The organism is Pseudomonas tremae, assembly GCF_001401155.1.
In the GTDB taxonomy this organism is placed as follows: Bacteria; Pseudomonadota; Gammaproteobacteria; order Pseudomonadales; family Pseudomonadaceae; genus Aquipseudomonas; species Aquipseudomonas tremae.
The window spans coordinates 123814-143545 of the sequence record NZ_LJRO01000305.1 but is presented as its reverse complement, the minus strand read 5'-3'; the positions used below and the strand labels follow the sequence as shown (position 1 = coordinate 143545).

The following is a 19732-nucleotide window of genomic DNA, read 5'->3' as shown; positions in this document are numbered from 1 at the left end:
AGACAGTATTATTCCACAGCGATGAGCGCGCGCCTACCCCTGTTTTGGCATTTCTCCATGTGCAAGCTGTATCAGCCCGTGTAGCGCGGCTTCGACCGTCTGCCGACGTACCTGATCGCGGTCGCCATCGAACCGGTGACACTGCGCAACAAGCGCCTCACCATCGCCCCAGCAGAGCCATACCGTACCGACTGGCTTGTCGACCGACCCGCCGCCCGGCCCCGCCACGCCACTGACCGCCACGGCGTATCGAGCGCCACTTTCACGCTGCGCACCTCGCACCATGGCTTCGACGACCGGCTGGCTGACCGCCCCCACTTGAGTGAACAATGCCGCCGGGACACCCAATTGTCGGGTCTTCTGAGCGTTCGAGTAAGTCACATAGCCTGCCTCGAACCATGCGGAGCTGCCGGCGATGCGCGTAATTGCCTCCGCAATACCGCCTCCCGTGCAGGATTCGGCGGTGGTCACTTGAGCGCTCATTGCGTCTAGAAGCTTGCCCAAGGTATCGGCAAGCCCGGTTATCTGATCCACGACGTTCTCCTGTTCATGCACAAGACCTGCAGCAAATGCTCACCAGAGCACTGCAGCAACCCTGCAATGGCCGATTGATCAGTCAGTTTTCCTGCGCTCCGGTTTTTTGACCGTTTCAACCGTGGTTTCTCTCGGTCTTTTTTTGGCTTCTTCCAAAGGAATGAATTGCCCGTTGACAGAGTCTCTGGCCCTCTTCTTTTTCATATAAAATCCTTTTTTATCAAGGAGCATTCGACTATCGAATGCCGACGCTGAAAGTCTATACGGCAAATCGACGTTCAGGGCCGCCGGGAAACGTCTGGTCATCAATGAACAGCCGTCACGCCAGAACTGCACCACCTGATCGTGCGTGATAACCTTGCGACAATCGCAAATACCCGGCAGACGCCCTTGATTCAAAGAGGGATCGCTCGTCATGCCTCAAGGTTGCCCAACCCCCTTCTCAAGAACTTGCCTAAGCCACTGATGAATAAAGCAATTTCCGACCTCTCCTCACACACTCCGATGATGCAGCAGTACTGGAAACTCAAAAACCAGCACCTGGATCAGTTGATGTTCTATCGCATGGGCGATTTTTACGAGATCTTCTACGAAGATGCGAAAAAAGCCGCCAAACTGCTGGATATCACGCTGACCGCACGCGGCCAGTCGGCAGGCCAGAGCATTCCCATGTGCGGGATTCCCTACCATGCCGCCGAGGGCTACCTGGCCAAACTGGTGAAGCTGGGCGAGTCGGTGGTCATCTGCGAGCAGATCGGCGACCCGGCGACCAGCAAAGGCCCGGTGGATCGTCAGGTAGTGCGGATCATCACACCGGGGACCATCAGCGACGAGGCGTTGCTGGATGAGCGCAGGGACAACCTGATCGCAGCCGTGCTCGGCGATGAGCGCCTGTTCGGCCTTGCCGTGCTGGACATCACCAGCGGCAACTTCAGCGTGCTGGAGATCAAGGGCTGGGAAAACCTGCTTGCCGAGCTGGAGCGTATCAATCCCGTAGAATTGCTGATCCCGGACGACTGGCCGCAAGGTCTGCCGGCGGAGAAACGCCGAGGCGCCCGCCGTCGTGCCCCGTGGGATTTCGAGCGCGACTCGGCTCATAAAAGTCTGTGTCAGCAGTTTTCGACACAGGACCTCAAAGGTTTTGGATGCGAAAACCTGACCCTTGCCATTGGCGCTGCGGGGTGCCTGCTCGGCTACGCCAAGGAGACCCAGCGTACTGCCCTGCCGCATTTGCGCAGCCTGCGTCACGAGCGTCTTGACGATACCGTGATCCTCGATGCCGCCACACGCCGCAATCTGGAACTGGACATCAACCTGTCTGGTGGCCGCGACAATACCCTGCAATCGGTCATGGACCGTTGCCAGACAGCGATGGGCACGCGACTGCTGACCCGCTGGCTGAACCGCCCGTTGCGCGACCTGCCGATTCTTCAGGCGCGCCAGACGTCGATTGCCTGCTTTCTGGATCGCTATCGCTTCGAGCACCTGCAACCGCAGCTCAAGGAAATTGGCGACATCGAGCGGATTCTGGCCCGTATCGGTCTGCGCAACGCCCGGCCCCGCGATCTTGCGCGGCTGCGTGATGCCTTGAGCGCCCTGCCCGAGCTGCAAAAGGCGATGGCGGACCTGGACACGCCGCATCTGCAACAACTGGCGCAGACGGCCAGCACCTATCCGGAATTGGCTGACCTGCTGCAACGCGCAATCATCGATAACCCTCCCGCGGTGATTCGTGACGGTGGCGTTTTGAAGACCGGGTACGACGCCGAACTGGATGACCTGCAATCGCTGAGTGAAAACGCCGGGCAGTTTCTGATTGATCTGGAGGCTCGGGAAAAAGCCCGTACCGGCCTGGCCAATCTGAAAGTGGGTTACAACCGCGTACACGGCTACTTCATCGAGTTGCCGAGCAAGCAGGCCGAACAGGCGCCGCCTGACTATATACGTCGCCAGACCCTCAAGGGCGCCGAGCGGTTCATTACGCCGGAACTCAAGGAGTTCGAAGACAAGGCGCTGTCGGCAAAAAGTCGGGCGCTGGCACGCGAGAAAATGTTGTACGAAGCGCTGCTCGAGGACCTGATCGGCCACCTTGCGCCGCTTCAGGACACTGCAGGGGCGCTGGCCGAGCTGGACGTGCTAAGCAACCTTGCAGAGCGCGCTCTGAACCTGGACCTCAACTGCCCGCGATTCGTCACTGAACCCTGCATGCGCATCGAACAGGGCCGTCACCCGGTGGTGGAGCAGGTACTGAGCACGCCTTTCGTCGCCAATGACCTGGCACTGGACGACAGCACCCGCATGCTGGTCATCACCGGCCCGAACATGGGTGGTAAATCGACCTACATGCGTCAGACAGCACTGATCGTGCTGCTGGCCCACATCGGCAGCTTCGTGCCCGCAGCCAGTTGCGAGCTGTCACTGGTGGACCGGATCTTTACCCGTATAGGTTCCAGTGACGATCGACGTTCATGGTCGAAATGAGCGAGACAGCAAACATCCTGCACAACGCCACGGACAAGAGCCTGGTGCTGATGGATGAGGTGGGACGCGGCACCAGCACCTTCGACGGCCTGTCGCTGGCGTGGGCTGCTGCCGAATGCCTTGCGCAACTGCGTGCCTACACGCTGTTCGCAACGCACTATTTCGAGCTGACGGTTCTGCCGGAAAGCGAGCCGCTGGTGAACAACGTGCACCTCAATGCCACCGAGCATAACGAGCGAATCGTCTTCCTGCACCGTGTGCTGCCGGGGCCAGCCAGCCAGAGCTATGGCCTGGCGGTTGCGCAGCTTGCGGGCGTTCCGGGGAAAGTCATCACACGTGCCAAAGAGCACTTGCAGCGCCTGGAAACCACCAGCCTGCCGCACGACCAGCCAAGGGCGAAACCCGGCAAACCCGCGATCCCGCAGCAGAGCGATATGTTCGCAAGCCTGCCGCACCCAGTACTGGATGAACTGTCGAAGATCAAGGTCGATGACCTGACCCCGCGACAGGCGCTGGATTTGCTCTATACATTGCAAACTCGACTGTGACGCGAAGCATTACATACTGTTAGAATCCCGCGCGGTTTGGGATGCTCTCGGCTTTTAGCCTGGCCGAGCTGTTTTTCGAGCCGCGTGAAAACGCAGCGAACCAAGGGTAGGTGGCAGGCGACGCAGTCCGACTGCCTCAAGGTCACCCACCAAAAGCACGTGTTTTCATAGGGCCGGGAAACCTCCCGAACCTGGCAACCCTGTCTGGAAGGGCTCTGCTGCAGCCGCCTGAGGAGAAAATTAGAAATGACCTTCGTCGTCACCGACAACTGCATCAAGTGCAAGTACACCGACTGCGTAGAAGTCTGTCCGGTGGACTGCTTTTACGAAGGCCCGAACTTCCTGGTGATTCACCCGGACGAATGCATCGACTGTGCACTCTGTGAACCAGAGTGCCCTGCTGTAGCCATTTTCTCCGAAGACGAGATCCCGGCCGGCATGGAAAACTTCATCGAGCTCAACGCCGAACTTGCCGAGGTGTGGCCCAACATCACCGAAAAGAAAGACGGTATGCCGGACGCCGCAGAGTGGGATGGCAAACCAGGCAAGATCGAACACCTGGAGCGCTAGATTCCAGACAGACAAAAGGCCCTTCGCAGGGCCTTTTTTTTGAGTCGCACTTGCTGTTTGACAGGCAAAAAAAAGGGGCGGTATGACCCGCCCACATTTTCTCCCTAATCCCTGTATTCCCTTGTCATCATCCTGATGAATCGCGTCCTGCGATGTCCTTGGCCGTCATCCTTGATAGCCTGTGCCGATCCGTTGGCACAGCTTCGATATTAGAGATTTAACCTCGAAGAGCAACACCTCAAACGCTCCAGAATATTTCTGCGAGCCTGACCACTCAGAAAATAAAGACTTTAAAATCAGCAACCTGGAGCCAGCCTACATGCCGTTTGGCAGGAATTCTCACCCACAAAGCCTTGATGACTTACAACAGATGTACGCGATGGATTACAAGAATCCGGCGTTACTTACCTGATGAAACCGGCGACACCCTCCGCCTGGAAACGCGCAGAGAAATCACACGCACAAATTTAGATGACGAAAGACATATGAAAAGGCCGATACACACATCAAGTGTTATATCGGCCTTGGGTGACACTGCGGGAGGGGCGCTACTGGAAGAGCGATTCGCTGGACAAACCGTTCTTTTCAAGGATCTCTCGCAGGCGCTTGAGTCCTTCAACCTGGATCTGCCTTACACGCTCGCGTGTCAGACCGATCTCAAGCCCTACATCTTCAAGTGTGCTGCTCTCATGCCCCCTCAGGCCAAAGCGACGGATAACCACTTCACGCTGCTTCTCGGTGAGTTCGGACAGCCACTGATCGATGCTCTGCGACAGATCATCGTCCTGCAGAAGCTCACACGGATCGGTGGGACGATCGTCAGTCAGGGTGTCCAGCAGAGTCTTGTCGGAATCAGGCCCCAACGACACATCCACGGAAGATACACGCTCATTCAGGCCCAGCATGCGCTTGACCTCACCCACTGGCTTTTCCAGCAGGTTGGCGATTTCTTCAGGGGTCGGTTCGTGGTCCAGTTTCTGAGTCAGCTCTCTGGCTGCACGCAGATAGACATTGAGTTCCTTGACCACATGAATCGGCAACCGGATGGTCCGGGTCTGATTCATGATTGCCCGTTCGATGGTCTGACGAATCCACCAAGTGGCATAGGTGGAAAAGCGAAAGCCGCGTTCAGGGTCGAATTTCTCGACAGCCCGGATCAACCCCAGATTGCCCTCCTCGATCAGGTCGAGAAGTGACAGGCCACGATTGACGTAACGCCTGGCAATCTTGACCACCAGCCGCAGATTGCTTTCAATCATGCGTTTGCGCCCGGCCGGATCTCCCTTTTGCGACAGGCGCGCAAAATAGACTTCTTCTTCCGGGGACAGCAGAGGGGAGAAACCGATTTCATTGAGGTACAACTGGGTTGCGTCGAGCGCCCGTGTGTAATCAATGTATTTATGTTGTTTGAGCGATGATGATTGCTTGACCTTGGTACGCCCCGAGGCAGCGGGTGGCTGCTTCTCGTCTGACGCTTCCTTCAGGACAATGCCGGCTTCCATAAGGAGCACTTCATCATCGATGTCAAACTCCGGCGCTTCGTTGCCAAGAGCCATTGCTTTAGTCCTTTGGTGAGTTCGACCTCAAGCTCCAGCGCCGCCTGGTTCCATGGCAACACTTGAGCCTGTTCCTATTACGCCAGGAACAGGCTGGCAACTATCAACGACGTGGCAAGAATCCCAGCGGGTCTACAGGTTTACCTTGGCGGCGAATCTCAAAATGCAGCTTCACCCGGTCAGTTCCTGTTGACCCCATTTCGGCAATCGTCTGCCCTGCCTTGACCTGTTGCCCTTCCCGTACCAAAAGCCTGCGGTTATGACCGTAGGCACTGACGTAGGTATCGCTGTGTTTGATGATGATCAATTCGCCGTAGCCCCGTAATCCACTTCCGGCGTAAACAACTGACCCATCAGACGCTGCCAAAACAGGCTGTCCCAAATCACCAGCGATATCAATTCCTTTATTCAAACTGCCGTTTGAGGAAAATTTTCCTATCAAAATGCCACTAGAAGGCCAGGTCCAACCCGACGGAGACCGGCCGGCCGGGCCTGTGGCGGTAGTCGCCGAAGGAGGTATCACCACCGGTACAACCGCAACCGGCTTCGACATGACCGTGGTTTTGACCGAGCCGGAGCTGCTGGTAGTGGTTGATGAAGTGGTCGCCGGACGTCCCGATTCGGAAGTCGACGCTACACCCTGCGTTGAAGAGGAACGGCCGTCAAAGCGAATCGTCTGACCTGGCTTGATTGTAAACGGCTCCGGAATCTGATTACGGGCCGCCAGCGCTTTCCAGTCCCAGCCGTAACGAAATGCAATAGAAAAAAGCGTATCACCGCGCCTGACCACGTATTGGCCAGTGGTCACCGTCGGGCGTTGCGCAACGGCATTGCCGTTGCGATCCACGACGCGAACGCCGCCCGAGGGCGAACTCGAGCAGCCGACCAAGAGGACACTGAGAGCAATGCCAATCACCAGACGCTGATAACTTTTTGAAGACCTGAGCTGCTGAATGACTGTGAGACTCACCCGCCACTCCCTTTACTGGTGACTGGATTCAAAAAAGATGCCTGTTGTGCCGCATTAGCGGCGGGCAGCCAGTGATTAACTACTGAAAAACGTTGTTATGTATCAATAAGCTGCATGAGATGACGCCATCAGGCAATCTAACATTACAGGCCGCGCGGTGTAGACCGAGGACTGGCGCCAGAATTCACTCGCCGCCACAGACAATCTTCAGGCGATCGGCCCGTTAAGCAGCGGAACGAAGCGCACAGCACCCAATACATGCCGTGAAAAACCGTTTTCCTCGCGGATGATCAGCATCAGTTGCTGAACCTCGCCAGAACCTACAGGTATTACCAGCCGCCCACCTGGCGCCAACTGATCCAGCAGCGCCTGTGGCACGTCGGTGGCTACCGCCGTCACGATGATCCCGTTGTAGGGTGCCAGAGCCGGCCAGCCCTCCCAGCCGTCACCCCAGCGAAAAACCACGTTGCGCACGTTCAGTTCGACCAGACGTTCCTTGGCGCGGTCTTGAAGCACCTTGATGCGCTCGACCGAAAATACGCGCTCCACCAGCTGCGCCAGTACCGCTGTCTGATAACCGGAGCCGGTGCCGATCTCCATGACCTTGTCCAGCGGGCCAGCCGCCAGAAGCAGCTCGCTCATTCGCGCAACCATGTAAGGCTGGGAAATCGTCTGGTTATGACCAATGGGCAACGCCGTGTCTTCGTAGGCACGATGCGCCAGCGCCTCGTCGACGAACAAATGCCTGGGCGTCTTGCGGATCACGTCCAGCACGCGCGCGTTGGAGATACCTTCTTCGCAAAGACGCTGAATAAGCCGTTCGCGGGTTCGCTGCGAGGTCATCCCGATCCCGCGACGCAATAGATCATCCTGATCGCGCGACATCAACGCAGACCCTCCAGCCAGTGGTTCAGGCTGCTGAAACCGTCCTGATACGTCCGGTCCAGCTGCAACGGTGTGATTGAGACGTAGCCCTGCATGACCGCGTGAAAATCGGTCCCGGCGCCGCCATCCTCCACATCGCCAGCCGCTGCAATCCAGTAACCGGCACGCCCCCGCGGGTCGACGACCTTCACCGGTGCTGCGGCTCGGGTCCGGTGCCCTAATCGGGTCAGTTGAATGCCACGGATATGCTCCAGCGGCAGGTTTGGAATATTCACGTTCAGTACCGTACGGGGAGGCAGGTCGAGCTGCTCATGGGCCTCGACCAGCAAACGCGCATAATGCGCCGCCGTCGCCAGATTATCCGGCTGACGTGACAGAAACGAAAAGGCGAACGAAGGACGCTGCAAAAAGCGTCCCTCCAGGGCTGCTGCCACCGTGCCGGAGTACAGCACGTCGTCGCCCAGATTAGCACCCAGATTGATACCCGAAACCACCATGTCCGGTTCACGTTCCAATAGCCCATGAATCCCAAGATGCACGCAATCGGTCGGCGTGCCGTTGAGACTGATGAAACCGTTGGCCAGTGTTTGCGGGTGCAAGGGCCGATCAAGTGTCAGTGAACTGCTGGCACCGCTTTTATCCTGGTCAGGCGCGATCACCACACACTCGGTGTAATCGGCCAGCGCGGCATAAAGCGCTGCAAGACCAGGTGCAGTCACCCCGTCATCATTTGATATCAGAATACGCATGAGCTGTCCGTCTGCCCAACCGGCACCAGATCCACGAGTTCACGCACCAAAACAGTGGCGAAGCATCCGGGCGGAAGGACGAATTCCAGTTGCAGAATGTCAGACTCGGGATAATGCCACGTCAGCCGCCCGATGGGCAGTCGCAGGATGCGACGTTCGTGCTCCATGCCGGCTCTGATCAGCCAGTCGCGCAGTGCGGATTCGTCGCTGGCGATGGTGTTTTCCAGCTCTGCGGTGACGCCGCCAGCTGGCGAAGGGCCTTCACCCCACTGCGGGCCCGTGGGATGCAGATCGAGAATCGCCAGCCGCGGGTCGCTGCACTCGTCAGGCCCGGCCGGAAAAAAGCTCCGGCTGTCTGTGAACGCCAGCAGATCGCCTACCTGAGCTTGCTGCCAGCTGCCATCGGCCACACGGGCCGCAAGCACCCGATTGAACAGGTAGCTACGCGCCGTGGACAACAGACGCGAGCGCACTGCACGCTGCTCAGGCAGCGCCTGACGGCTGGCATAATCACGGGCTTCACCCAGGTTACCGCCCTGATAACCGAAACGCTGAGCACCGAAATAATTGGGTATGCCCTGTCGGACAATGGTCTCGAGACGCTGATTCAATGCGTCCTTGTCCGCATCCAGACGGGTCAGCCTGAGTGTGAAGCCGTTGGCTGCGTGAGCGCCGCGCTGCAGCTTGCGCCGATGCCGGCCGGTCTTGAGAATCTGCAGGGTCTCGTTCTGGGCCGCGGAAAGATCAGGGTCAGCCTTGCCGGGCAGTTGAATGCTGAACCATTGACGAGTCAGCGCCTGACGATCCTTCAAACCGGCGTAGCTGACCGTGCGCAACGGAACGCCCGCTGCCCGTGCCAGTCGGCGGGCAGCCTCCTCGGTATTCAGGCCGCGCTTCTCGACCCACAACCACAAATGCTCGCCATCGCCCGACAGGGGGATGTCCAGTACTTCGTCCACCTGAAAATCTTCAGCTGTAGCCTTGAGGACAGCACTGCCCAGCGCATCACCGTAGGCCCTTGGCCCCAGCAGTTCCAGTTCGGTCATGCTGGCAGCAACAACGCGACGGCATGCACGGCAATGCCTTCTTCACGCCCGGTAAAACCGAGTTTTTCCGTGGTCGTGGCTTTCACGTTCACCTGGTCCGGGTCCACCTGCAGGTCCTCGGCGATCAACGCACGCATGGCCTCGATATGAGGCGCCATTTTTGGCGCCTGAGCGACAATGGTGGCGTCGACGTTACCGACCTTCCAGCCCTTGCCGTGAATCTGCTTGAGTACATGCCGAAGCAGGACCCGACTGTCAGCGCCCTTGAACTGCGGGTCGGTATCGGGAAAGTGTTTACCGATATCGCCCAGGGCCGCAGCACCCAGAAGTGCGTCGCTCAAGGCGTGCAGCAGGACATCGCCATCGGAGTGGGCCAGCAGGCCGAAACCGTGTGCAATCCGCACGCCGCCCAAGGTAATAAAATCGCCTTCGGCAAAACGGTGCACATCATAGCCATGACCAATACGCATAAAAAAACGCCCTGAAAAAAGACAGGGCGTGATTCTACCTGCTTTGGCGCACGTTAGCTGTTCAAGGCTTCGGCGTGATGCCTTAGATGGTCTTCGATGAAGCTGGCGATGAAGAAATAGCTGTGGTCGTAACCGGGCTGCATCCGCAGTGTCAGCGGGTAATTCGCAGTTTTGGCAGCCTGAAGCAAGGCTTCGGGCTTGAGTTGATTGACCAGAAAATCATCACGATCGCCCTGATCAACCAGTGTCGGCAGTTTTTCCGCAGCCTCGGCCATCAAGACGCTGGCATCCCACTCGCGCCAGCGGGACCGATCCTCGCCCAGATAGCGAGAGAAGGCTTTTTGCCCCCAAGGGCAATCGATAGGGTTGCCTATGGGTGAAAATGCCGACACGGATTTGTAGCGCCCCGGGTTGCGCAAGGCGCACACCAGCGCACCGTGACCTCCCATCGAGTGGCCGCTGATGCTGCGTGCCTGAGACGCCGGAAAATGCGCCTCGATCAGCGCAGGCAGTTCCTTGACCACGTAATCATGCATCTGATAATGCCGCGCGTAGGGCTGCTCAGTGGCGTTCAGATAAAAACCGGCGCCGTGTCCGAAATCCCAGGCACCGTCGGGGTCGTCCGGCACATCGGCACCGCGCGGGCTGGTGTCGGGCGCCACGATAATAATGCCCAACTCGGCGGCAAGCCGATGAGCAGCGGCCTTCTGCATGAAGTTTTCGTCAGTGCAGGTCAGACCGGACAGCCAGTACAGAACCGGCAGCTTGCCGCCCTGCTCTGCCTGAGGCGGCAGGTAGACAGCAAAGACCATATCGCAGCCCAGCGCTTGCGAGTGGTGCTTGTAACGCTTGTGCCAGCCACCAAAGCTTTTCTGACAGGAAATATTTTCCAAAGGCATAAGGGGTCCCCCAGTAAACAGCTGTCAGCTTCAAGCGGGCGCTTGAAGCTGACAGACTGGCGTTGTTACTCAGAAATGAATGACGGTACGAATGCTTTTGCCTTCGTGCATCAAATCGAACGCCTTGTTGATATCTTCGAGGCCCATGGTGTGGGTGATGAACGTATCCAGCGGGATTTCGCCGCTCTGCGCCATGTCGACGTAGCTCGGCAGTTCGGTACGGCCACGCACGCCGCCAAACGCCGAACCGCGCCAGACGCGCCCGGTCACCAGTTGGAACGGACGGGTAGAGATTTCCTGACCGGCACCGGCAACACCGATGATCACCGACTCGCCCCAGCCCTTGTGGCAGGATTCCAGCGCTGAACGCATGAGTTGCACATTACCGATGCACTCAAAGGAGAAATCCACACCGCCATCCGTCATGTCGACGATGACTTCCTGGATCGGACGATCGAAATCCTTCGGATTGACGCAATCGGTTGCACCCAACTGCTTGGCGATCTCGAACTTGGCCGGGTTGATATCGATGGCGATGATTCGCGCCGCCTTGGCCTTGACCGCACCGATCACCGCCGACAGGCCAATGCCGCCCAGACCGAAGACCGCGACGGTGTCGCCCGGCTTTACCTTGGCCGTGTTGAGCACTGCGCCGATACCGGTGGTAACACCGCAACCCAGCAAGCAGACTTTTTCCAGCGGAGCTTTCTTGTCGATCTTGGCCACCGAGATTTCCGGCAGCACGGTGTATTCAGAGAACGTCGAGGTGCCCATGTAGTGGAAAATCGGCTCGCCCTTGTAGGAAAAGCGCGTGGTGCCATCCGGCATCAGGCCTTTGCCCTGAGTCGAACGAATTGCCTGACACAGGTTGGTCTTGCCCGAACGGCAGAATTTGCACTGACGGCACTCCGGGGTATACAGCGGAATGACATGATCGCCGACCGCCACCGAGGTCACGCCTTCGCCGATCGCTTCGACAATAGCGCCGCCTTCGTGGCCGAGAATCGATGGGAATATACCTTCAGGGTCAGCGCCGGAAAGCGTATAGGCATCGGTATGGCAGACGCCGGACGCCACCACTTTGAGTAGCACTTCTCCGGCCTTGGGCATGGCGACATCGACTTCAACGATCTCCAGTGGCTTTTTGGCTTCAAAGGCGACAGCAGCGCGTGACTTGATCATCAATTTTCTCCGACGAGTAAAAACAAGGTTTGCAGTGTAGTACAGTGCCATTTGATGAGTAATACGGCTAAAAGCAAAACATTAATGCTGTACAGGGATAATCGATGTACACCAATCGCTGGGAAGGTCTGGATGAGTTCGTCGCCGTCGCCGAATGTGGCCAATTCACCGCTGCAGCCCTGCGGCTCGGCGTTTCTTCGTCGCATGTCAGTCGACAGATCGTGCGCCTTGAAGAACGCCTGCAGACTCGCCTGCTGTACCGCAGCACACGCAAGGTCGCGTTGACCGAAGCCGGGCAGACATTTCTGCACCACTGCCAACGCCTGCAGGACGGGCGCGAGGAAGCACTGCGCGCGGTAGGCGATCTGGCCAGCGAGCCCAAGGGATTGTTACGCATGACCTGTGCAGTGGCATATGGCGAGCGTTTCATCACGCCGCTGGTCACCCGCTTTATGGATCTCTACCCGCAGTTGCGCGTCGACATCGAATTGAGTAACGAGACGCTGGATCTGGTGCATGAAGGCATGGACCTGGCGATTCGACTGGGTCGACTGCAGGACTCGCGCATGGTCGCGACCCGCATTGCACCACGCAAAATGTACGTGTGCGCGTCGCCCTCCTACATCGAACGTTACGGAAGGCCTCACAGCCTGTCGGAACTTGGCCGTCATAACTGCCTGATTGGCGGCAGCGATACCTGGCAACTGCAACAGAACGGCCGAGAGTTTTCTCAGCGGGTACAGGGAAACTGGCGTTGCAACAGTGGCCAGGCGGTGCTGGACGCCGCGTTGCACGGGATCGGTCTTTGCCAGCTGCCGGACTACTACGTGCAAAGGCATTTGAAGGATGGCGCACTGGTATCGCTGCTGGACACTCATCAGCCGCCCAACACAGCGGTCTGGGCACTGTATCCACAGCAACGGCACCTGTCGCCCAAGGTGCGCAAGCTGGTGGACTACCTCAAGGAGGGACTGGCGATGCGGGACGAGTATCGCCAGTAGCAGGCGCTAGCGTCCGAACTAGCTGCGGCGCTGCCTCAGCCATTCAAGGTCTTCGGGGCGAGTGACCTTGATGTTATCGGAACGCCCTTCGATCAGACGAGGTGACTGCCCCGCCCACTCTATGGCAGAGGCCTCATCGGTAATGCTGACATTCGACACAAGACTGTCGGCAAGCGCGCGATGCAAGGCACCGAGACGAAACATCTGCGGCGTGAAGGCTTGCCAGATCAGGCTACGGTCCACGGTTTCGAGTACGCGGCCGCTGCTGTCGGCGCGTTTGAGGGTATCGCGGGCCGGCACAGCTAACAGGCCGCCCACAGGGTCATTCGCCAATTCGCCCAGCAGATTATCCAGGTCACTGCGCGCAAGGTTCGGCCTTGCAGCGTCGTGCACCAGAACCCAATCATTGTCACTCGCGCCCTGAGCATGCAGGTGCAACAGCGCATTAAGCACCGAGCCCGAACGCTCGTTACCGCCATTTACCCGCTGGATTCGCGAATCATGCGCACAGGGCAGCTCGCCCCAGTAAGGGTCGTCCACGGCCAGACTGATCACCAGCCCCTTGAGTCGGGGGTGATTCAGAAAGCAGAGCAGGCTGTGTTCGAGAATGGTAAGGCCGCCCAATTGCAAGTACTGCTTGGGACGATCGGCTGCCATGCGGGCTCCGATGCCCGCCGCAGGTATCACTGCCCAGAAGGCAGGAAGGAAATCTGTCATTGCACCAACTTGATTATTGCGCGAGCTGGTAAAGGGTTTCGCCGTCCTTGACCATACCCAGTTCATGCCGGGCGCGCTCCTCAACGGTCTCCAGGCCTTTTTTCAGCTCCATGACTTCTGCATCGAGTACGCGATTGCGCTCGAGCAGCACCTCATTCTCAGCGTGCTGGTCGGCAATCTGCTGAGTCAGGCTGGCCACTTGCGCAAGGCTGCCGTTACCGACCCAAAGACGGTATTGCAAGCCACCCAGCAACAAGAGCAGGACGAGGAACAACCAGTTAGGACTGCGCATTGAAATATCAGGTACCCAGTAAAAAAACAGCAGAGCCAGCGTGAAGAACAAATGACTGAGGGCATTGAGCCTGACATAAGCCAGGCTCAATCACTCCAGATTACCGCGGAGCGTCAGCATCACAGCTGCAAAGAATAGTCACAAGACTCGATTCCTGGCAGCGCTCTGCGTCTTTTTACCATCTATGGCTCAGCCGCGAAACTCGGCACGACCACGATACACAGCTTTGGCGCCCAATTGCTCCTCGATGCGCAGCAACTGGTTGTACTTGGAGACGCGATCGGAGCGGCACAGCGAACCGGTTTTGATCTGGCCAGCCGAGGTGCCCACCGCCAGGTCGGCAATGGTCGAATCTTCGGTTTCACCAGAGCGGTGAGAGATAATCGCGGTGTAACCGGCGGCTTTGGCCATCTGGATGGCCTCCAGCGTTTCGGTCAGGGTGCCGATCTGGTTGAACTTGATCAGAATGGAGTTGGCGATCTTCTTGTCGATGCCCTCCTTCAAAATCTTGGTGTTGGTCACAAACAGGTCGTCGCCTACCAGCTGGATCTTCTCGCCGATCTTGTCGGTGAGGACTTTCCAGCCATCCCAATCCGACTCGTCCAGACCGTCTTCGATAGAGATGATCGGATGGTTGCGAGTCAGTTCGGCAAGGTATTCGGCGAAACCGGCAGAGTCGTACTCGCCTTCTTCGCTGAGCTTGTACTTGCCATCCTTGTAAAACTCGCTTGCTGCGCAGTCCAGCGCCAGGGTCACGTCAGTGCCCAGCGTGTAGCCTGCGTTGGCGACGGCCTCGGCGATTGCGCTCAGGGCTTCGGCGTTGGACGCCAGGTTAGGTGCAAAACCACCTTCGTCACCGACAGCAGTATTCAGGCCACGTGCCTTGAGCACAGCTTTGAGGTGATGGAAAATCTCGGTGCCCCAACGCAGGCCTTCAGCGAAGGATTTGGCGCCGACAGGCTGGATCATGAATTCCTGGATGTCGATATTGTTATCGGCATGCTCGCCACCGTTGATGATGTTCATCATCGGCACCGGCATGGAGTACACGCCCGGTGTGCCATTGAGGTTGGCGATGTGCGCGTAAAGCGGCAGATCCTGATCCTGCGCAGCAGCCTTGGCCGCAGCCAGAGAAACGGCGAGGATTGCGTTCGCCCCCAGACTTGCCTTGTTCTCGGTGGCATCAAGCGCGATCATCGCGTGATCCAGAGCCTTTTGATCAACCGGGTCTTTGCCCAGCAACAGATCGCGGATCGGACCATTGATGTTGGCAACAGCCTTCAGCACGCCCTTGCCCATGTAACGGCTCTTGTCGCCATCACGCAGCTCCAGCGCTTCGCGCGAGCCGGTTGACGCACCGGACGGCGCACATGCGCTGCCGATGATGCCGTTATCGAGGAGCACATCTGCTTCTACGGTGGGGTTGCCACGTGAGTCGAGAACTTCACGACCTTTGATGTCGACGATTTTTGCCATTGTTGTAAACACTCCAAGATTGACGAAAACGACGCAGCTGGGAAAACGGTGCTCGCAATCAGACGCAGAAAAAGGCAGGTCTGAATGCAACAACCCCGTCACGAATGACGGGGAACGGCACTTTACCGGAGAACCCTGTTCAAGCGGTCTCTACGATCGGAAAACTTTTGACAAGTTCATCCAGTGACTTGAGCTGGGCCAGGAAAGGTTCCAGCTTGTCCAGACGCAAGGCGCACGGCCCGTCGCATTTGGCATTGTCCGGGTCTGGATGGGCTTCAAGAAACAGACCGGCAAGATTCTGGCTGATGCCGGCCTTGGCCAGATCGAGTACTTGAGCGCGGCGGCCGCCGGCAGAGTCGGAACGACCACCCGGCATCTGCAGCGCATGGGTCACGTCGAACAGTATCGGGTACTCGAACTGCTTCATGATGCCGAAGCCGAGCATATCCACTACCAGATTGTTGTAGCCGAAACTGGAACCGCGCTCGCAGAGAATCAACTGATCATTACCCGCTTCCTCGCATTTGGTCAGGATGTGTTTCATTTCCTGAGGCGCGAGAAACTGGGCTTTCTTGATGTTGATGACGGCGCCGGTTTTGGCCATCGCGACGACCAGATCGGTTTGACGCGACAGAAAGGCCGGCAGCTGGATGATGTCGCAGACTTCTGCAACCACAGCTGCCTGGTGAGGCTCGTGTACATCAGTGATCAGCGGAACGTTGAAGGTACGCTTGATCTCTTCGAAAATTCGCATGCCCTCTTCAAGGCCAGGCCCGCGGTAGGAATTCACCGAGGAGCGGTTGGCCTTGTCGAAGCTGGCCTTGAACACGTAAGGGATGCCGAGCTTTTCGGTCACCTTTACGTACTCTTCACAGACCTGCATGGCCATATCCCGGGACTCGAGTACGTTCATGCCGCCGAACAGCACCATCGGCTTGTCGTTGGCGATCTCGATCGAACCTACGCGGATGATTTTCTGAGCCATGTCTGCAGTCCCTGTCAGGAGTTTTTCTGATGTTGTGCCAGCGCGGCCTTGACGAAACCACTAAACAGCGGGTGTCCGTCACGCGGCGTGGAAGTGAACTCTGGGTGGAACTGGCAGGCGACGAACCACGGGTGATCCGGTGCTTCTACCACTTCAACCAGCGCACCGTCACCGGAGCGACCGGAAATCTTCAGGCCGGCCTCGATCAACTGAGGCAGCAGATTGTTGTTCACTTCGTAGCGATGACGATGGCGCTCGACAATCACGTCCTTGCTGTAGCAGTCGTGAACCAGAGAACCCGTTTCAAGCTGGCACTCTTGCGCGCCCAGACGCATGGTGCCGCCCAGGTCGGAGCTTTCGGTGCGTGTCTCGACTGCGCCGGTGGCGTCTTCCCACTCGGTGATCAGACCGACCACGGCATGCGCGCTGGTTCGGTCGAATTCGGTGGAGTTGGCGTCTTTCCAGCCCAGCACGTTACGGGCAAATTCGATGACCGCCACTTGCATGCCGAGGCAGATCCCCAGGTACGGAACCTTGTTTTCACGAGCGAACTGAACGGCGGTGATCTTGCCTTCGACACCGCGCAGACCGAAGCCGCCCGGGACCAGAATGGCGTCCACACCTTCCAGAAGGCCTGTGCCCTGGTTCTCGATGTCTTCGGAATCGATGTAACGCAAGTTCACCTTGGTGCGGTTGGTGATGCCCGCGTGGCTCATGGCTTCGATCAACGACTTGTAGGCGTCGAGCAGTTCCATGTACTTGCCGACCATCGCGATGGTGACTTCGTGTTCGGGGTTGAGCTTGGCGTCGACCACCTTGTCCCATTCGGACAGGTCGGCACCGCCGCATTGCAGACCAAAGCGCTCGACCACGAAATCATCCAGGCCCTGCGAGTGCAGAATGCCCGGGATCTTGTAGATGGTATCCGCGTCTTCGAGGGCAATGACCGCGCGCTCTTCGACGTTGGTGAACTGAGCGATCTTGCGACGCGAGGAAATATCGATCGGGTGATCGGAGCGGCAAACCAGTACATCAGGCTGCAGACCGATGGAGCGCAGTTCCTTAACCGAGTGTTGCGTCGGCTTGGTCTTGGTCTCGCCAGCGGTGGCAATGTAAGGCACCAGTGTCAGGTGCATCAGCATCGCGCGGCGCGCGCCGACTTCGAAACGCAATTGACGGATGGCTTCAAGGAACGGTTGCGACTCGATGTCACCTACCGTACCGCCGATTTCGACCAGTGCCACGTCGGCATCACCGGCGCCCTTGATGATGCGGCGCTTGATCTCGTCGGTGATGTGCGGGATGACCTGAATGGTCGCGCCCAGATAATCACCACGGCGCTCTTTGCGCAGGACGTGTTCGTACACACGGCCAGTGGTGAAGTTGTTGTTCTGGGTCATCGTGGTGCGGATGAACCGCTCATAGTGACCGAGGTCGAGGTCGGTTTCAGCGCCATCGTGGGTGACGAACACCTCACCGTGCTGAAACGGGCTCATGGTGCCTGGGTCGACGTTGATGTAGGGATCCAGTTTCAGCATGGTGACCTTGAGTCCCCGCGCCTCCAGGATGGCCGCCAGTGAAGCCGAGGCGATGCCTTTCCCCAATGAAGAAACAACACCGCCCGTGACGAAGATGTAGCGCGTCATGAAAAACCCTAGAAGTCTGCGTTAAAGCGGTCAGAGCCGCCGGGGAAAGCGAAGGAAGGCCTAAGCCCCCGATTACCGACAAAATTCATGGCGTACTCCCGAAACTGCTGCGTTGAAACCGACCGGCAAAAGCCAGCGTGTCGTGCGCTACATTTTAAGAATTACCCAGTAAATACTGGTTGGTAACCGGCAACTTGCGTTGTTTCAAAAGAACCAACAGAAGCTGTATCAAGAAGGGAGCGTAGTCTACCTGAAAGGGCCTTTCAGCTCAAACTTTGGTCGCGGGTCGGTGCAATCCAGCGCAAACGCCAGCGTTCATTGGGCGAACCGTCCAGTCCAGGCAGGTTGGCGACCGCCAGCAGGGTATTGTCGCGATACAGCAGCGGCAATCTGCCGCGCAGGAACGTCGGTACACCTTGCTCATTGAGCAACCGCTTGAGATCGCGGCTGCCACGCCCGCTGAGTTGCATGACCTCACCGCCCCGCCTGCAGCGTATTTCCAGTGCTCCCGAGGGCGGCTCTCCTTCCAGCATCACCCGACCATTGCCAGGCAGGTGCAGCGCGTCAGCCGGATCGAGCCAGCTCATGACGCTGTCACAGGTCAGCGACCAGGCTGCGGGCAGCCACCAGAGGCAATCCTGCGTCCGATGCAGCTCTCCAGCGGCCAGCCGCCAGAGCGGACGCGCATCCTGGGCAGCATCGCGCAATGCAACCCAGCCAGCCCAATGATCGGTATCGGGCAGCCGGGTCAGCGGAGCCAGCCAATGACGCAGTGCGTTGCGCTGTCGCGCTGCAGACAACCCGGCGAGCGGTTTCAGACCGAGTACAGGCAAATCCAGCCAGGCAAAGGCTGTTGTGGCCTGTGCATTGGCCAGATCCAGCAGTGCAAGCTCGTCAAGCAGTTGCTGAGCTTCGCCGAGATGCTCTGCAGTGCGCGCCAGACTGGCAGATGCCTGAGGCCACCTGGACGTCAGCAAGGGCAGGACCTGACCGCGCAGAAAATTGCGCGAGAATTGCTGATCATTATTGCTGGGGTCTTCAATCCAGTTCAGGCCATGCTGATGCGCATAGGCTTCCAGTTCGATTCGCGACACTACCAATAGCGGCCTCACCAGATGCCCACGCCCCAGGGCACGCTGATCAGGCATGGCGGCCAGACCGCGAACGCCGGCACCGCGCATCAGACGAAATAACAACGTCTCGGCCTGGTCATCGCGATGCTGAGCGGCCAGCAGCACGTCTCCAGCACCGAGCTGTTCGGTAAACGCCTTATAGCGCGCCTGCCGGGCAGCCTGCTCGACGCTGGCACCGGGCTCGACCTTTACGCTGACCTGTTCGAACGGCACACCCAGCGCCTGACAAACCTGACGACAATGCTCCGGCCAGGCATCGGCTGCGGCTTGCAGGCCATGATGGACATGGATCGCGTGTAAAGCAGGCAGGTTTTCGGATCTGGCGAGTTCAGCCAGAAGATGCAGCAGCACGGTGGAATCAAGGCCGCCGGAAAAGCCGACGTGCCAGACAGGCGCATTGCGCCATGGAGCCAAGGCTTGAAGAAGCCTGGCAGAAAGGTCATGACCGCTGCACAAGGGGGTGGTCATTGGTGTTTTTCACCGGTTTGGCTGATTCGCACACTGACTGTTTCAGTGCTCAAACCTGCCCTTTCGCGAACAAACGAAGCGTCGCGCGGTTCGCTCCCACGCCCTTTGGGCAGAAGCCCGCAAG

Annotated in this window: 18 protein-coding genes and 1 pseudogene; 3 read left to right on the top strand and 16 right to left on the bottom strand. The window is 58.3% G+C overall.

Annotation, left to right across the window (positions count from 1 at the left end; all coding sequences use genetic code 11):
* Positions 1 to 33: 33 nt before the first annotated feature.
* Together ALO43_RS17560 and ALO43_RS17555 are read right to left on the bottom strand one after the other, a co-directional pair.
* Entirely contained in the window at positions 34 to 534 is a 501-nt protein-coding gene (locus tag ALO43_RS17560; protein ID WP_053932055.1) for a CinA family protein, read from the bottom strand.
* A gap of 78 nt (positions 535 to 612) precedes the next feature.
* The gene (locus tag ALO43_RS17555; protein ID WP_053932054.1) at positions 613 to 951 is read right to left on the bottom strand and encodes a hypothetical protein; all 339 of its coding nucleotides are present in this window, start codon (positions 949 to 951) and stop codon (positions 613 to 615) included.
* A gap of 60 nt (positions 952 to 1011) precedes the next feature.
* Here ALO43_RS17555 and mutS point away from each other — a divergent pair.
* Together mutS and fdxA are read left to right on the top strand one after the other, a co-directional pair.
* Positions 1012 to 3563: pseudogene (gene mutS, locus ALO43_RS17550) on the top strand (DNA mismatch repair protein MutS).
* A gap of 246 nt (positions 3564 to 3809) precedes the next feature.
* Positions 3810 to 4133 (top strand): ferredoxin FdxA, encoded by a 324-nt coding sequence (gene fdxA, locus ALO43_RS17545; protein WP_005891889.1) that lies wholly within the window; start codon positions 3810 to 3812, stop codon positions 4131 to 4133.
* A gap of 548 nt (positions 4134 to 4681) precedes the next feature.
* Here fdxA and rpoS read toward each other — a convergent pair.
* From rpoS to ALO43_RS17505, 8 genes are all read right to left on the bottom strand, one after another.
* Positions 4682 to 5689: an RNA polymerase sigma factor RpoS gene (rpoS, locus tag ALO43_RS17540; protein ID WP_005891887.1), complete on the bottom strand. Its 1008-nt coding sequence runs from the start codon at positions 5687 to 5689 to the stop codon at positions 4682 to 4684.
* 103 nt (positions 5690 to 5792) lie between these two features.
* Complete coding sequence (locus tag ALO43_RS17535; protein ID WP_005891885.1) at positions 5793 to 6659, bottom strand: peptidoglycan DD-metalloendopeptidase family protein; 867 nt, start codon at positions 6657 to 6659, stop codon at positions 5793 to 5795.
* A 207-nt stretch (positions 6660 to 6866) separates the two neighbouring features.
* Complete coding sequence (locus ALO43_RS17530; protein ID WP_005891883.1) at positions 6867 to 7502, bottom strand: protein-L-isoaspartate(D-aspartate) O-methyltransferase; 636 nt, start codon at positions 7500 to 7502, stop codon at positions 6867 to 6869.
* A gap of 41 nt (positions 7503 to 7543) precedes the next feature.
* Complete coding sequence (surE, locus tag ALO43_RS17525; RefSeq protein WP_024671828.1) at positions 7544 to 8293, bottom strand: 5'/3'-nucleotidase SurE; 750 nt, start codon at positions 8291 to 8293, stop codon at positions 7544 to 7546.
* Positions 8281 to 9339, bottom strand: coding sequence for a tRNA pseudouridine(13) synthase TruD (gene truD, locus ALO43_RS17520; protein ID WP_005891878.1), 1059 nt, complete (start codon positions 9337 to 9339; stop codon positions 8281 to 8283). The genes surE and truD overlap by 13 nt, the downstream gene beginning before the upstream one ends.
* On the bottom strand, positions 9336 to 9809 hold the full coding sequence (ispF, locus tag ALO43_RS17515) for a 2-C-methyl-D-erythritol 2,4-cyclodiphosphate synthase (RefSeq protein WP_005891875.1): 474 nt from the start codon (positions 9807 to 9809) through the stop codon (positions 9336 to 9338). The genes truD and ispF overlap by 4 nt, the downstream gene beginning before the upstream one ends.
* 53 nt (positions 9810 to 9862) lie before the next feature.
* A complete protein-coding gene (gene fghA, locus ALO43_RS17510; RefSeq protein ID WP_005891873.1) occupies positions 9863 to 10708 on the bottom strand; it encodes an S-formylglutathione hydrolase in 846 nt (281 codons plus the stop codon).
* A gap of 69 nt (positions 10709 to 10777) precedes the next feature.
* The gene (locus tag ALO43_RS17505; protein WP_024671826.1) at positions 10778 to 11890 is read right to left on the bottom strand and encodes an S-(hydroxymethyl)glutathione dehydrogenase/class III alcohol dehydrogenase; all 1113 of its coding nucleotides are present in this window, start codon (positions 11888 to 11890) and stop codon (positions 10778 to 10780) included.
* A gap of 104 nt (positions 11891 to 11994) precedes the next feature.
* Here ALO43_RS17505 and ALO43_RS17500 point away from each other — a divergent pair, with 104 nt between their 5' ends.
* A complete protein-coding gene (locus tag ALO43_RS17500) occupies positions 11995 to 12891 on the top strand; it encodes a LysR substrate-binding domain-containing protein (RefSeq protein ID WP_053480461.1) in 897 nt (298 codons plus the stop codon).
* Positions 12892 to 12909: 18 nt separating this feature from the next.
* Here ALO43_RS17500 and ispD read toward each other — a convergent pair whose 3' ends face one another.
* From ispD to tilS, 6 genes are all read right to left on the bottom strand, one after another.
* Complete coding sequence (gene ispD, locus ALO43_RS17495; RefSeq protein ID WP_054997862.1) at positions 12910 to 13608, bottom strand: 2-C-methyl-D-erythritol 4-phosphate cytidylyltransferase; 699 nt, start codon at positions 13606 to 13608, stop codon at positions 12910 to 12912.
* Positions 13609 to 13621: 13 nt separating this feature from the next.
* Positions 13622 to 13900: a cell division protein FtsB gene (ftsB, locus tag ALO43_RS17490; RefSeq protein ID WP_005891859.1), complete on the bottom strand. Its 279-nt coding sequence runs from the start codon at positions 13898 to 13900 to the stop codon at positions 13622 to 13624.
* Between the two features lie 189 nt (positions 13901 to 14089).
* Positions 14090 to 15376: a phosphopyruvate hydratase gene (gene eno, locus ALO43_RS17485; protein ID WP_005891857.1), complete on the bottom strand. Its 1287-nt coding sequence runs from the start codon at positions 15374 to 15376 to the stop codon at positions 14090 to 14092.
* A gap of 139 nt (positions 15377 to 15515) precedes the next feature.
* The gene (gene kdsA, locus ALO43_RS17480; protein WP_003314314.1) at positions 15516 to 16361 is read right to left on the bottom strand and encodes a 3-deoxy-8-phosphooctulonate synthase; all 846 of its coding nucleotides are present in this window, start codon (positions 16359 to 16361) and stop codon (positions 15516 to 15518) included.
* A 14-nt stretch (positions 16362 to 16375) separates the two neighbouring features.
* The gene (locus ALO43_RS17475; protein WP_005891854.1) at positions 16376 to 18007 is read right to left on the bottom strand and encodes a CTP synthase; all 1632 of its coding nucleotides are present in this window, start codon (positions 18005 to 18007) and stop codon (positions 16376 to 16378) included.
* A gap of 263 nt (positions 18008 to 18270) precedes the next feature.
* A complete protein-coding gene (gene tilS, locus ALO43_RS17470) occupies positions 18271 to 19608 on the bottom strand; it encodes a tRNA lysidine(34) synthetase TilS (protein WP_054997861.1) in 1338 nt (445 codons plus the stop codon).
* Positions 19609 to 19732: the final 124 nt, after the last annotated feature.